This is a genomic window from Anatilimnocola aquadivae (assembly GCF_049819085.1).
Lineage (GTDB): Bacteria > Planctomycetota > Planctomycetia > Pirellulales > Pirellulaceae > Anatilimnocola.
Genome location: NZ_CP187419.1, coordinates 4,742,237 through 4,757,153, shown reverse-complemented (window position 1 = coordinate 4,757,153; position 14,917 = coordinate 4,742,237). Strand labels below are relative to the sequence as shown.

Here is a 14,917-nt window from a genome sequence, read left to right as displayed (position 1 = left end):
CGGTGGCCATGAGGATCGATTGCATGCTCGCTCGCCAGCGTAACGGATACGTGGTCAGCCGCACTTCTCGCGGTCCGGGCAAGTTCCCTTTTCTGATTGCGGTCATCGTTGTATTTCTTTCGCTGACTGTTCGTGCATCCGCTGCCGATCTTGCCGAAGCGACCTTGGAATTTCGGACCGGCAAATACGCCGAATGCATTGCGCAAGCCGCTGAACTCACCGCACAGAACGAGTATCACGAGCCGGCTTGGGTTCTGAAGATTCAAGCCGAGATGATGCTTGGCCGTTATGCCGAGGCAGCGAAGTCGCTCGATGCGGCGCTCGCCAAATTGACGACCAGCGTGCAGCTTCGCTGGCTAGGTGGCGATGTCTGTCGGCACACCCAGCAACTGGAACGAGCCGACAAGTTCGATGCAGAAGTGCTGACGATGCTGCAGCAGACTCCGTGGCGCTACTCGGATTTGGTGAACCAAATCGTTGTGGGTCGCTGGATGCTCAGCCAGCAGACTGATCCCAAGCACGTGCTGACCAAGATCTATAATGAAGTCAAACGCAGACAGCCAGCCAACGTCGATGTTTGGCTCGCGATCGGCGATCTCGCCCTCGATAAGCACGATTACAAGTTGGCCGGTGACTCGTTTCAGCAAGCCGCCAAGCTGGATGCGACCAACCCCGAGGCTCATTTTGGCATCGCCCGCGCGTTCGCCCCCAGCGACAGCAAGAAAGCTGAAGCTGCTCTACAAGCCACGCTGGCAATCAATCCGCGGCATGTGGCCGGCCTGCTGATGGTCGCCAACGAGCAAATCGACTCCGAACAATACGACGATGCCGAAAAGCAACTGCTGCAAGTCCTAGGCATCAATCCGCAGCAGCCGCGGGCACTTGCTTACCGCGCGGTCATCGCCCACCTGCGCAACAAACTCGACCAGGAAAAGCAACTACGCACCGTAGCACTCAAGTCCTGGCCGACGAATCCTGAAGTCGACTATGTCATTGGCCAAAAGTTGTCGCAAAAGTATCGCTTCGCCGAAGGCTCGGCCTATCAACGACAGGCGCTGAAGCTGGACGCTAAGTATCTGGTTGCCAAGATGCAACTCGCTCAAGATTTGCTGCGTTTGGGTCAAGAAGAAGAAGGGCTGAAGCTGGCGGAGGAAGTCTACGCAGCGGATGCCTACAACGTCCTCGCGCATAACTTGGTAACGCTGCAAGAGCATCTGGCCAAGTTTCAAACGCTGGAAGCCGACGGTCTGCAGCTTCGCATGGATGCTCGCGAGGCGGAGATCTATGGCCAACGAGTCCTCGCGCTTCTTCAAAGAGCAAAGCAGGATCTTTGTGCCAAGTACAAAGTCACGCTCGACCAGCCCATCATTATCGAGATGTTCCCCCGCCAGCAAGACTTTGCGATTCGCACCTTCGGCATGCCCGGCGGCAGCGGCTTTCTCGGAGTGTGCTTTGGGACAGTGATCACGGCCCCTAGTCCTGCTTCGCAAGGCACTTCTCCCGCCTGTTGGGAAGCAACTCTCTGGCATGAGTTCTGTCACGTCGTCACGCTCACCAAAACCAAGAACAAGATGCCGCGCTGGCTGAGTGAAGGTATTTCCGTCTATGAAGAAGGGGCTGAAGATCCCACCTGGGGGCAAGCCATCACGCCCCGCTTTCGCGAAATGCTCCTCGGCGACGATCTGACTCCCGTCAGCAAATTAAGTGGTGCCTTCCTCAGCCCTCCCTCGCCCGCGCATCTGCAATTCGCGTATTTCGAATCGTCGCTAGTCGTGAAGTTCTTCATCGAGAAGTACGGCCGCGATAAACTCGAAAGGGTGCTGGTCGATCTGAGTGTTGGCATGCCGATCAACGAAGCCCTGGGCAGATACACGGGCTCAATCGCCACGCTCGATGCCGAGTTTGAGAAGTACGCTCGCGAACAGGCCAAAGCGATGGCGCCGAAAGCGGATTGGGCAGAGCCCGAATTGCCAAAACGTGCCTCCGCCGATGCGATCAGTGCCTGGCTGAAGGACCATCCGAATAACTATGTCGCCTTGGGAAGGCTCGCAGCCCAGCAACTGCTTGCCAAGGACTGGAAGTCGGCTGAAGCAACCCTCAACAAGATGATTGAACTCTATCCCCAGGATGCAAGTGGCAGTGGCCCCTATGCAATCCTCGCGCGGGTTCATCGCGAGGCCAAGGATACAAAGCAAGAGCGGGCAGCTCTCGAAAAGCTCGCAGCGCTCTCGGCCAGTGATCTCGATATGCTCACGCGACTAAACGAATTGGCTGTCGAAGCCAAGGACTGGCAAGCTGCAAAAAAGTACGCGATTCGCTCGCTGGCAGTGAGTCCACTTCTCCCCGCCATTCATCGCCAGGCAGCAACCGCTGCGGAACAGCTGAATGATCCCGTCCTTGCCGCAGACAGCTACCGGGCACTTCTCTTGCTCGATCCTTTCGATCGGGCCGAACTTCACTTCAATCTTGCCACCTCGCTGCAGAAACAGAAGAAGTTCGTCGAAGCCAAACGCGAGGCACTGCTGGCACTCGAAGAGACGCCCCGTTATCAGGCAGCGCAGAAGTTGTTGCTCGAATTGGTGGCTGCTGTCCCCACGCCTCCTCTCCCAGACGAATCTGCCAAGCCCGCCGAGAAGCCCACCACTCCCGCTGTGCCGGAGAAATCACAATGAGTCGCTTTCGACGCTGCATCTTGCTGTTCGTTGTCACTCTCGTTTCGACGACTGCCCTCGCCATCGCCCAACGCAGCCGTTGGTACCGCGATATTCGGCCCGAAGATGTCGACCGCAACGGCGTGCCCGAATGGAAGAACGACGAGCAGTTCAAGAGTGACGTTTTTACCTTTGTACGCATTCGGTATGAATCGACCGGTGGTCGAGGTCGCGGCGGCGGAGGCTGGGCCACCGACTATCCCGACAGTGACCTTAACTTTTCGTATCGACTGCACGAACTGACTTCGCTCGAAGTCGATCCGAACGGCAAGATTCTCGAACTCACCGACGACGCTCTCTTCGATTATCCGTTCATCTACATCATCGAGCCTGGTCGCATGTGGCTACGTGAAGAAGAGGTGGTCGCTCTGCGGCGATATCTGAACAACGGTGGTTTCTTAATGGTCGATGATTTCTGGGGCGAAGACGAATACGCCAATCTGTACGAGAACATGAAACGCGTCTTTCCGAATCGCGAGCCGGTTGAGTTGCCGCTGGAGCACGAGATTTTTCACTGCGTCTATGACCTGAAAAAGAAGCCTCAGGTTCCCAGCATTCACGCCTGGTACAACGGCCTGACCACGGAGCGCTACGACGCGGAAGAAGCTCATTACCGCGCAATCTTCGATGATGAAGGCCGGATGATGGTCATCATTTGCCACAACACCGATCTGGGCGATGGTTGGGAGCGGGAAGGGATGGACCCGCAGTATTTCAAAGAGATGTCGGAGAAGTATTCGTATCCAATGGGCATTAACATCGTGACGTACGCCATGACTCACTAAAGGACTTTCTTGTGTCTACGGAACTCGATTCGTTTCAGTTGGAACAGCAGGTTGTCGAGATGATTCGCGGCAGCCGCAGCCGCATCGACAAAGAACTGTCGAAAGTGATCATTGGCCAGTCGGAGGTCGTCGAGCAGCTTCTCATCAGCCTGTTTGCGGGCGGCCATTGCTTGATTACCGGCGCGCCCGGTCTGGCCAAGACGTTGCTTGTCCGGTCGATCGCGCAGGTGTTTCACCTGCACTTTCAACGCATTCAATTCACCCCCGACCTGATGCCCGCAGACATCACCGGCACCGAGATTCTCGATCAAGGCTCTGACGGCCATCGCCGGATGCAGTTCGTGAAGGGGCCCATCTTTGGCAACGTGATTCTGGCCGACGAAATCAATCGTACGCCGCCAAAAACACAAGCCGCCTTGCTAGAAGCCATGCAAGAGCACCAGGTGACTGTCGCTGGCCAGAGATATCCGCTGGAAGAGCCGTTCTTCGTATTGGCCACGCAAAACCCAATCGAAATGGAAGGTACGTATCCGCTTCCCGAGGCTCAGCTCGATCGTTTCATGTTCAACGTGATGATCGACTATTTGCCGGAAGACGACGAAGTGACCGTGGTAAAACAAACCACGTCACGCAAGCCTGAACCGATCGCGCCGCTCTTTACGGGCGAAGATGTGCGTCGCTTTCACGAAGTCGTCAAACGAGTTCCGATTGCCGACGAGGTGGTGCGCTATGCCGTTCGCCTCTCCGCTGCGAGCAGGCCCGGACAGACGAACGCGCCGCCGTTCGTCACCGACTGGGTTAGCTGGGGCGCGGGAACTCGCGCGGCGCAGTACATGGTGCTGGGAGCCAAGGCTCGAGCGCTACTGCAGGGACGCAGTTTGGCGACTGTCGAAGACATTCGCGCGGTGGTCTATCCCGTGCTGCGGCATCGTGTATTGGTTAGCTACCGCGCCGAAGCCGAAGGAATCACCGTCGAGCAAGTGATTACCCGCCTGCTTGATTATGTTCCCCTGCCCAAGCCCACCTAGTTTTCGCCGCAAGGTCTTTCATGCCCACCGGTGCTCCCGATTCGACGACTCCCGCCGCAGCGTCCAAGGCCGCTTCGCGGCGCGCATCGTCGTTTCTCGATCCCGCCACGCTGATGCGAATTAAGAACCTTGAGATCCGCGCGCGGCAGGTCGTCCAGGGATTCCTCAGCGGCATGCATCGCAGCCCCTATCACGGCTTCAGTGTCGAATTCACCGAATATAGGCAATACACGCCCGGCGACGATCCTCGCTATCTGGATTGGCGGCTCTATGCCCGCAGCGATCGCTATTACTTGAAGCGGTTTGAGGACGAAACGAACCTGCGCTGCTACTTGCTCGTGGACCTCAGTCGCTCGATGGCCTATTCGTCCCTGAGTTACGACAAAGCCACGTATGCCAAGACAGCCGCGGCGACGATCGCGTATTTTTTGTCGCTGCAGCGAGATGCTGCCGGGCTTATTACCTTTGACGATCGTATTCGTGAGTATCTTCCCGCGCGATTTCGCCCGGGACACTTGCATCGCCTGTTCGTGGCCCTCGAACGAGCTACCGCCGGAACTGCGACCGACTTGAAGGCTCCGCTCGAACAAGTCGCCAAGACCGCACGCAAACGCGGACTGGTGGTGCTCCTTTCCGACTTGCTGGCGCCAGCAGAGTCGCTGGAGCGAGAGCTAGGCTACTTGCGCACGCAGGGACACGAAGTGGCAGTGCTACGGATTCTCGATCCGGCTGAGATCGATTTTCCGTTTCAGGAAGCTGCCATGTTTCTCGATGTGGAAACGGGGCGCGAGTTGTATATCGACCCCGATCAAGCCCGGCAACAATACCAGGCGAAGTTCACCGCCCATGCACGAGCCCTGAAAGAGATTTGCCAAAGGCTGGGAGTTGACCTGTACGATTTGCCAACAAACAAGCCACTGGAACACGCCCTGTTCGATTTGCTGCAGTCGCGGATGCGCCGCGGTCGTGCGATTGCCCGTCATCGCGGAGGTTGCCGCTGATGGGCATCCTTGCACCACTGTTTTTGGCTGGGCTGGCTGGGCTTGCTCTGCCGCTGATCTTTCACCTCGTTCGCCGTACGCCGCGCGGCAAGCAGCAATTCAGTTCGCTGATGTTCTTGGCGCCCACGCCGCCGCGGCTCACGCGCCGCAGCAGGCTCGACCAGGTACTGCTGCTATTGATGCGACTCGCGGCGCTCGCGCTCCTCGCGTTTGCCTTCGCGAGGCCATTTCTGCGCGAGTCTTCGCTCCTCTCGATCACCGATTTGCCCCAACGTCGTGTGGCACTTGTCATCGATACGAGCGCCAGCATGCAGCGGGGCGATCTATGGCAGCAGGCCATCGCCGCGGCCCAGAAGGAACTCGCTGGCCTCGCGCCTCACGATGAAGTGGCGCTCTACACGTTTGCCGATCGCGTGCAGACGATCGTCGGCTTTGCCACGCCAGACAAAACAAGCACCGTGCCTCCCGCCCAAATCGTTCGCCAGTCCCTGGCCGATCTGCAACCCACCTGGTCAGCTGGCGACCTGGGCAGCGCATTGGCCGCGATTGCCAGCGAGCTCGATGCCGCGACCGACGTCAACCAGAAACAGGCGCTGGCCCAGTTGGTCGTCATCAGCGATTTTCAGCGAGGCAGCAAGCTCGATTCGCTGCAAGGATTCGAATGGCCAGACAAAATCCGGGTCGTTACCAAGCCAGTTTCGCTCCAGCAAAACAGCAATGCGACGTTGCAACTCCTGGCGAGTGACGAAGAAGACACCGAAACGGAACCGCGCGTGCGTGTTGTCAATGCCGCCGATTCCACCAAGGATCAGTTCTTCGTCCATTGGCATAACCCCCAGCAGCCAAAAGCGACCGAAGGGGAGGTGGCTGTGTATGTGCCGCCGGGTCAAAGTCGCGTGGTGAAGTTGCCGCGGCCCATGAACAACTTGCTCGCCGACCGCGTGGTGCTGCGTGGCGACGCGACAAGTTTCGACAATGCCTTTTATGTGGTTCCGCTCCGTCAGCAGCAAATCGCGCTTGTCTATTGGGGCAGCGACGCGGCCGACGATCCCCAAGGACTCCAGTATTACTTGCGCCTGGCCACCGACGGCGATCCGCTGCGGCAAGTGGCGATCGACGCAACCAGTGCAGACGATGCTGCTCTATCTCCTGCCTCTCTGCCACAGATCGTCGTTGTTTCCAAAGCGACCACAGCCAAGCAGCAGCAAGAGCTGAAGACGTTCGTCGCAGAGGGTGGCTCGCTGGTCCTTGTCCCGCCCGATCAGGCTGCAACTGTCGCAATGAAAGAGTTCTTTCCCGATCTGGCATTTGGCAAAGAGCCCGAGCAGCGTGGCGAAAACGACTTTCAAATCTTGGGTGAAATTGACTTTTCCCATCCGCTGTTTGTGCCGTTCGCTAACCCGCGCTACAACGATTTCACTCGAATTCACTTTTGGCGACATCGGCCGGTGAGCGTGCATACGGAAGATCAAAAGGCTGAGCCTTCCACTCGCGTATTCGCCAGTTTCGATAATGGCGATGCCTGGTTGCTAGAACGGAGTCTGGGCAAAGGTCGCGTCTGGGCGTTCACCAGCGGATGGCAACCCGAAGAAAGTCAGCTGGCCGTTTCGAGCAAGTTCTTGCCGCTGATCGGCAGCCTGCTCGATCAGGCTGCCGGCGGAACCGCGTCACTGGCCGGGACCATCGTCAACGGCCCAGTCGCATTGCCGGCCAATCGCGAAAACGATGTTCAAATCCAAACGCCTGCCGGCCATCGCGTTTCGGTAGAGCCAGCCGAGACGCAGTTTCGCGAGACCGCTACGCCTGGCATCTATCAGGCGGGTAGTGGGAAGGAAGAATTCCGCTTTGCCGTGAATCTCGCCGCCAGCGAAAGCGATACTGTTCCCCTAGCAACCGAACAGCTGGAACAACTGGGACTGAAGTTGGAAAAGTCGGTAAGTGCCGCCGACAGACTTTCGCGGCAGCGGCAAGAACGAGATACGGAACTCGAATGTCGCCAGCAAGTGTGGCGGTGGTTGATTGTGGGCTGCTTGAGCTTTGTGATATTGGAAACGTGGTGGGCCGGGCGAACTTCGCGCGCGGCCGCCATCGCACCGGAGGCCGTGGCATGATCCAGCAACTGTTACTTGCCCAACTCGACCGCGTGGCCGTTCGTCACCGCTGGCTTCGGCTGTTTCAATTTTTAGCACTCGTGTGGCTGGTCGCGGCCCTAGCCGGTGGCCTGCTGCTCGCGTGGAAACTGCAAACGGCTTCGTCCGCCGCGATCCCCGCGAGCCTGCTCGTCGTTGGGGCGATCGTACTCGCTGGCGTCGTGATTTGGCAAACGATTGCTTCCCCGCGCAACTACGCGTGGCTCGCTTCGCGCGTCGAAGCTGCCTTTCCTGAACTTCATACACAGTTGCTGGCTGCCATTCAGCAACGGCCTGATTTACACAATGGGGAATTTGGCTATTTGCAGGTGAGCGTGATGCGAGATGCATTGCAGCATGCCTACCGAAACCAATGGGGCAATATTGTCTCGGGACAAAAGCTGCTTGTCGGTGCCTTGGCCAACGTGGTCACCTTTGCACTCTTTCTTGTGATCTTCTTTGCTACGCTCTTTACGGCAACAACGCCACGCGGCAGTCAACCAACCGCAGCGCCCTCCGTTATTTTGCCCTTGGGACAAGAGTTTGTAATGGCCGTGGAGCCGGGCACTACCGAGATCGAGCGTGGGACGAGTCTGCTGGTGCTCGCTCGCATCCAGGGTCGCATGCCCAGCGAAGCAACCTTGCACTACTCTGTCGCGACTGGTGAGGAGCAGGTCCTGCCGATGCCCCCCAGCCTTGCCGATCCGGTGTTCGGTGGCCGCATCCCCGTCGTGATGGAACCGCTGGAATACTTTGTCACTGCCGATGGGCAATCGTCCCCAAAGTATCGCGTTACTGTTTTTGAGTATCCCAAACTCGAACGTGCGGACGCCAAGCTAGTTTATCCGCAGTACACAGGACTCGAAGAAAAGCTGATTCAAGATGTGCGGACGGTCTCGGCGGTGGAAGGAACGAAACTGACGTTGCAATTCCGCCTCAACAAGTCGGTTGCTTCCGCCAGGCTGACGAACAGTCGCGCTGATGGCAAAGGCGATCCCATCGAACTGGTTGCCAGTTCCACGGAACCCCTGATTTATGAAGCATCGCTGACGTTGCAGCAGTCTCGTCGCCTCAAGCTTGAGTTGGTCGACGATGCTGGGCGGAAGAACCAAAAGCAGGATCAGTTCACGATCAATGTGCTGCCCAATTCACCACCGACACTCAAGCCGACCTTCCCCGCTCGCGATGTCGAGGTTTCCGCGCTCGAAGAGTTGGATATCCGCGCGAGTGTAATGGACGACTTCGGTGTGAAGCGGGTTGGCTTGACTTACTCGATCGCTGGCCAGCCTTTGCAAGAGATCGTGCTCAGCGAACAAGCCGCCGCCAAGCAAAAGCATGAGTTGGTGCATCAATTGCGACTCGAAGAAATGAAGGCTGAGCCCGATCAACTGTTGTCGTATTACTGGTGGGCCGAAGATCACGACCCGAGCGGCAAGGTACGGCGAACACAAAGTGATATGTACTTTGCCGAAGTGCGGCCCTTCGAAGAGATCTTTCGCCAGGGCGAGCAGCCTCCGAGTGGTCAGCAGCAGCGTCAACAACAGCAGCAACAACAAGGTCAGGGTCAGAACGCCCAAGATGCTCAGCAACTGGCTAAGCTGCAAAAAGACATCATCAACGCGACTTGGAAGATCATTCGCCGAGAAATTGGCGATCAACTGACACCTGCCTTTGCGGGTGACGTCGAGCAGATTCGCCTCTCGCAGGCGGCTGCCCAGGAACAGGCGACGGCCTTGGCCGAAAAGCTCGAAGATGAGAAATCACTCGCATTTGTCGAAGCTGTCCTCGAACAAATGCAGAGGGCAACCCAGCAGTTGCAGTTAGCGCAGGATGGGCCGGTCCGCGAGCCATTGCCCGTGGCACTCGCGGCCGAGCAAGCTGCGTATCAAGCGTTGCTCAAGTTGCGGGCTCGCGAGCATGAAGTAACTCGTCAGCAGCAGCAACAACAGCAAGGTCAGCAAAGTTCGCAGCAATCACGCTCGCAACAGCAGAGAGAGCAGTTGCAGCAACTCGACTTGAAAGAGGAAGAGAATCGCTACGAAACGCAACGAGCCGCTCAGGAGCAGCAACAGCAGGAGTCCGCAGCTGATCGTGAGAATCGCCAAGTGCTGAATCGCTTGCGTGAACTTGCGCAGCGGCAGCACGACCTCAACGATCGGCTAAAGGAGCTGCAATCGGCTCTCGAAGAGGCGCAAACACCAGCCGAGAAAGAAGAGATTCGTCGCCAGTTGCAACGGCTGCAGGACGAAGAGCGCCAGATTTTGCAAGACACCGACGAATTGCAAGCGCGGCTCGATCAGCCGGAAAATCAGGAGCGGATGGCGGAGCAGCAGCAACAGCTTGACGAAACGCGCGATCAGGTGCGTCGTGCTTCAGAAGCGTTGCAGCAAGAAAAGGTCGGTCAGGCCGCTGCCGCAGGCACTCGCGCCGAGCAACAGTTCGAAGAAATGCGAGAAGAGTTCCGTCGGCGAGCAGCCGACCGTTTTAGCGAAGAGGTCCAGCAGTTGCGGCAATCGGCTCGCGAACTGGAGCAGAAAGAGCAGGAAGTCGCCGAACAGCTGAAAGAAACGACGGAAGTCAAAAAGCCAAAGAAGCCTTCACTTCAGGAGCAAGAGAGTTCGCGCGAGCCTCTTGCGCAGGAGTTGGCCGAGCAACGGAAGCGGCTATCGAGCTTGCAGGATCAGATGCGGGAGACCATCGAGCGCGCGGAAGCCACCGAGCCAATTCTTTCGGAACGACTTTATGAAACGGCCCGCAATCTGCGCGATCAGAAAATCGAGCAGGCCTTGCAAGCGACCGAGCGCTCGGTGCGGCAAGGCCTGAATCAGGATGCGCAGAAGCAAGAAGCCGTCGCGGGCGAAGGGCTGAGGCAGCTACGCGAGGGAATTGAGCGAGCCGCCGAAGGTGTGCTCGGCGATGAGACCGAAGCCTTGCGTCGAGCGCGCGAAGAGTTGCAGCAACTCTCGCGTGAACTGAATCAGGAACTGCAGCGAGAAGCTCCTTCACCAGCTGGCGATGAACAGGGTAGCCCTCAGCCAGGGCAAGCTGGTCAGCCAATGAGTGGCGAGCCAAGCAAGGGCGAACAGGGCAAAGGACAGTCCAAGAGCGGACAACCTGGCGAGCAACAATCGGGCAAAGGCGAAGGCAAAAAGGGAGAAGGGCAGCAGGGCGACACCGGCAAAGGACAAGGTGGCCAGCCCGGCGAAGGCAACGGTGGTGATGGACAGCCCAAAAAAGGCGACCCGGGACAGGGGCAGCAGCCCGGCCAAGGTCAAGGGAAAGGTGGCCCGGGCGAGCCAAAGCAAGGTGAGCAAGGTAAAGGAGCTGCTCAGGGTGAAGCCAAGGGAGGACAAGGAAAGGGCTCTCAACCGGGACAGGGTCAGCCCGGCAACAATCCGGGGCGGGGCGAACAACAGGGCGAACAATCGGGCCAACGGCAGAGCCAGCAAGCTGGGCAGCAGCCGGGCCAACGAAGCGGCCAGCAGAATCAGCGAGGTGGCAGCCAGGCCAATCCATCGGGCGGTCTCACTGGCCCCTACGAAAGCGATGGTCAGGAGCAAGCGGGCCCGCTGACGGGCGAACGATTCCGCGAATGGTCCGACCGGTTGCGAGACGTGGAAGAAATGGTGGGTGATCCAGAATTGCGGGCAGATGCTGCCAGGATTCGCGAACGGGCACGTGCTGTGCGAGCCGAAAGCAAGCGTCACTCGGCACCGCCGAATTGGGATCTCGTGCGGGAGCAACTGGTGAATCCGCTGGCAGAACTCGAGCAGCGAGTTGCCGAAGAAGTCCTCAAGCGAACTTCCAAAAAGGCACTAGTGCCACTCGATCGCGACCCGGTTCCACCCCAGTACTCCGAGAAGACGCGGAAGTACTACGAACGACTCGGGAGTGGCAAATGAATGATGGACTGATTGACAGCCCGATCATCGCGCTTCCGCTCGCCGAAATTATACTCGGTGCGCGGCAGTGGCTGGGTGCCGCAGTCGTGCTCGCCGCACTGGCGCTGGGTCTGCTCGTGTGGTCGTACTTGCGAACTTCCTCGCCATCATGGTTGTGTATTGTCTGCTTGCTACTCAAAGCAGCAGCGGTGATCTTGCTGGCGATCTGCCTCCTCGATCCGCTCTATCGCGGCTCACGCCCCAGTCCAGGCAGTAACCTGTTTCTCGTGGTCGCCGATAACAGTCGCAGTCTGCAACTGGCCAATCACGGCGAGCGAGAATCTCGCGGCACTCAATTGCAACAGAGTCTCTCGCCGGACTCTGGTTGGCTGACGCGACTCGCTCAAGACTTTGACGTGCGCAAGTACACGTTTGATACGCAACTGCAGCCTGCGCAAGATTTCACTCAACTCGATTTCACCGGCGAAGCCTCAGCCCTTTCGACGACGCTCGCTCAACTGGCCAATCGCTACCGAGGCAAGCCTGTCGCGGGCATTCTACTGCTCACCGATGGCAACGCGACAGACTTGGAGGGTATTGCCCTGAGCGCAAAAGAACTGCCGCCGATTTATCCTGTGTCGCTTGCCTCCGCTTCGCCCTCGCTGGATCTCTCACTATCTAGTATTGCCGTCAGCCAGACAAACTTCGAAGCAGCGCCGGTCACGATTGCCGCCGAGATTGCCACGCAGTCGCTGGCCGGCAGAAAGATTACCGCGCGAGTGTTGGACGAGCAGGGCCAAGAAGTGGAACGACAAACCTTAAGCGTGAAGAAAGATAGCGAGGCACTTTCGCACCGCTTTCTTATCAAGCCAGAAAAGCCCGGAGTCAGTTTCTACCGCGTACAGGTTTCGTTGGCCGGCGAAGAAGAACTGGCAGCCGATTCGGCCCGTTCGGCCGAGGCCACCCTGGCAAACAACAACCGACTGGCAACTGTCGATCGTGGTGGTGGTCCTTATCGAGTGCTTTATGTTTCCGGGTTACCGAATTGGGAGTTCAAATTTCTGCGGCGCGCAGAGGCCAAGGACGACGAAGTGAATCTTGTTAGTCTGGTCCGTGTCGCGAAGAAGGAAGCGAAGTTCAGCTTTCGCGGCCGCAACGATGAGAGCACCAACCCGCTGTTCCGCGGCTTCGGCACCAAGAATGACGAACAGGCCGAGCAATACGACGAAGCGGTGCTGCTGCGGTTGGGAACTCAAGACAAAGACGAACTGCGGGGAGGCTTTCCCAAAGATTCCGAGGATCTATTCAAATTTCACGCAATCATTTTGGATGACATGGAGGCAGCGTTCTTCACGCAGGATCAACTTTCCCTACTGCAGCAGTTTGTGAGCCAGCGCGGCGGTGGCCTGCTGATGATGGGGGGCAAAGGCTCCTTCGGCGAAGGCGGTTACGCCCGAACGCCAGTGGCCGAAATGCTGCCGGTTTATCTGGATCGCGGCGCGCCTGAAGTTAATCCACAGCCTCTCCAACTGAAGCTCACCCGCGAAGGCTGGTTGCAACCCTGGATTCGGGTGCGGGCTAACGAGCAAGATGAACAAGAGCGACTTACCTCGATGCCTGGCTTTCGTTCGCTCAATCGTATTGAAGCCATCAAGCCTGGCGCGTCAGTCCTGGCTGAAGTGGAAACCGGGCCTGGCACTTCGCGACCAGCGCTCGCGGTTCAACCTTTCGGTCGCGGACGTGTCGGCGCGTTACTTATCGGCGATCTTTGGCGCTGGGAGCTTCGCCGCGCAGAACAAGCCCCCAGTGATCTGGAGAAAGCCTGGCGACAAACGATTCGTTGGTTGGTGGCGGATGTACCTCAGCCTGTGGAAGTGGAAACTAAGCGATCGGCAGGCACAGGCCTCCCGGCCCGCGAAATCATCGTGCGTGCCCGGGACGCTCAGTTTCGTCCGCTCGATAACGCGCAGGTATCGATTTCGATCAAAACACCTGACGCACGCGAACTCACCATCGCTGCCGAGAGTAGCGAGCAGTCTGCCGGCGAGTATCGCGCTTCGTTCGTGCCGCGACTTGCTGGAGCCTATCGCGCATCGGTCGTTGTCACTGCTCCCGATGGCAGCGATGTTGGTCGCCGCGACACGGGCTGGTCAGTCGAGCCCGAGACCGATGAGTTTCGTGAACTAGCCGGCAATCAGCCACTCCTCAAACGCCTGGCGGAAGAGAGCGGCGGCGAAGTGATATCACTTAACAACCTGTCGTCGTTTGTTTCCAGTTTGCCAAACCGGAAGATTCCGCATGTCGAAACATGGACCTATCCCCTCTGGCATCAGTGGCAGGTGCTGGCCATCGCGGTTGGCTGCCTCGTAGGCGAGTGGGGCTTGCGTCGCTGGAAAGGGCTTGCGTAATGCGTTACTGGCTCGTGACCGCATTGCTATTTGCGTCTACTGCAACGAGTGCAGCCCACGAGGGGACTCGTCCCCATGTAATCGTTGTCGTGGGAGCTTCCGGTGGGGAAGAGTTCGAACAGCCCTTTCGTGATTGGGCCGGGCGGTGGATCGCTGCCGCCAAGTCTGGCAAAGTCGAATTCACCGTCATTGGGCTCGATTCGCTAGAGCAGAACCCCGACAGAGATCGCTTGCAGCAGGCCATCGCCAAGCTGGCTAGTGAGCCAGATCCACGGCCCGTATGGCTAGTGATGATTGGCCACGGAACCTACGACGGCAAAGTTGCACGGTTCAATCTACGCGGGCCCGATCTCAGCAGCAGTGAACTGAAGGAAATGCTCAAGCCGCTTACGTCGCCGCTGGCAGTCATCGATTGCTCTTCATCCAGTGGGCCGTTTCTCGGGGAACTATCGGGGCCCAATCGCGTGATTATTACGGCGACGAAGAGTGGGCATGAATACAACTTCGCTCGCTTTGGCGACTATCTGTCCTCGTCTATCGCTGACCGCTCTGTCGACTTGGACAAAGACGATCAGACTTCACTTCTCGAAGCCTACCTGGCCGCCAGTGCCAAGCTGCGGGAGTTTTATGCCAGCGAATCGCGTCTCGCCACCGAGCACGCCTTGATCGACGACAATGGCGACAAACTGGGGACACCGGCCGATTGGTTTCAAGGCTTACGAGTCGTCAAGCAAACCAAAGCGGGGGCGGCAGTCGATAGCACACTAGCCAGCCAATTCGTGTTGGTTCGCAGTGAGCAAGAACAGGCTATTCCTGCGGCCGTTCGAGTGGAACGAGATCAGCTCGAAACTGAATTGGCCGCACTGCGTGCTCGCAAGCCGAACCTTGGTGAAGCAGAGTATTTCACGCGGCTGGAAACCCTGCTGGTCAAACTCGCCAAACTCGGCGGTACCAAAAGTGCAGGCAAGTAGCGA

General features: G+C 58.1%; 8 protein-coding genes. All 8 read left to right on the top strand.

The features are described from left to right. Positions 1–23 precede the first annotated feature (23 nt). The 8 genes from NA78x_RS18790 to NA78x_RS18755 are packed head-to-tail and all read left to right on the top strand — an operon-like array spanning position 24 to position 14,914. On the top strand, positions 24–2,672 hold the full coding sequence (locus NA78x_RS18790) for a peptidase MA family metallohydrolase (protein ID WP_425613911.1): 2,649 nt from the start codon (positions 24–26) through the stop codon (positions 2,670–2,672). After that, positions 2,669–3,496, top strand: a complete 828-nt coding sequence (locus tag NA78x_RS18785; RefSeq protein ID WP_425613910.1) for a DUF4159 domain-containing protein — start codon at positions 2,669–2,671, stop codon at positions 3,494–3,496. The genes NA78x_RS18790 and NA78x_RS18785 overlap by 4 nt, the downstream gene beginning before the upstream one ends. A 59-nt stretch (positions 3,497–3,555) precedes the next feature. Next, positions 3,556–4,524 carry an AAA family ATPase gene (locus NA78x_RS18780; protein ID WP_425619462.1) on the top strand — a complete coding sequence of 323 codons (969 nt, stop codon included), beginning with the start codon at positions 3,556–3,558 and terminating at the stop codon, positions 4,522–4,524. A gap of 20 nt (positions 4,525–4,544) precedes the next feature. After that, complete coding sequence (locus NA78x_RS18775) at positions 4,545–5,525, top strand: DUF58 domain-containing protein (protein ID WP_425613909.1); 981 nt, start codon at positions 4,545–4,547, stop codon at positions 5,523–5,525. Continuing rightward, positions 5,525–7,636 carry a BatA domain-containing protein gene (locus NA78x_RS18770; RefSeq protein ID WP_425613908.1) on the top strand — a complete coding sequence of 704 codons (2,112 nt, stop codon included), beginning with the start codon at positions 5,525–5,527 and terminating at the stop codon, positions 7,634–7,636. Before NA78x_RS18775 ends, NA78x_RS18770 begins: the two co-directional genes overlap by 1 nt. Then, on the top strand, positions 7,633–11,556 hold the full coding sequence (locus NA78x_RS18765; protein ID WP_425613907.1) for a DUF4175 family protein: 3,924 nt from the start codon (positions 7,633–7,635) through the stop codon (positions 11,554–11,556). Before NA78x_RS18770 ends, NA78x_RS18765 begins: the two co-directional genes overlap by 4 nt. Next, complete coding sequence (locus tag NA78x_RS18760; protein WP_425613906.1) at positions 11,553–13,943, top strand: glutamine amidotransferase; 2,391 nt, start codon at positions 11,553–11,555, stop codon at positions 13,941–13,943. The genes NA78x_RS18765 and NA78x_RS18760 overlap by 4 nt, the downstream gene beginning before the upstream one ends. Further along, positions 13,943–14,914, top strand: a complete 972-nt coding sequence (locus NA78x_RS18755) for a hypothetical protein (protein WP_425613905.1) — start codon at positions 13,943–13,945, stop codon at positions 14,912–14,914. Before NA78x_RS18760 ends, NA78x_RS18755 begins: the two co-directional genes overlap by 1 nt. Positions 14,915–14,917 lie beyond the last annotated feature (3 nt).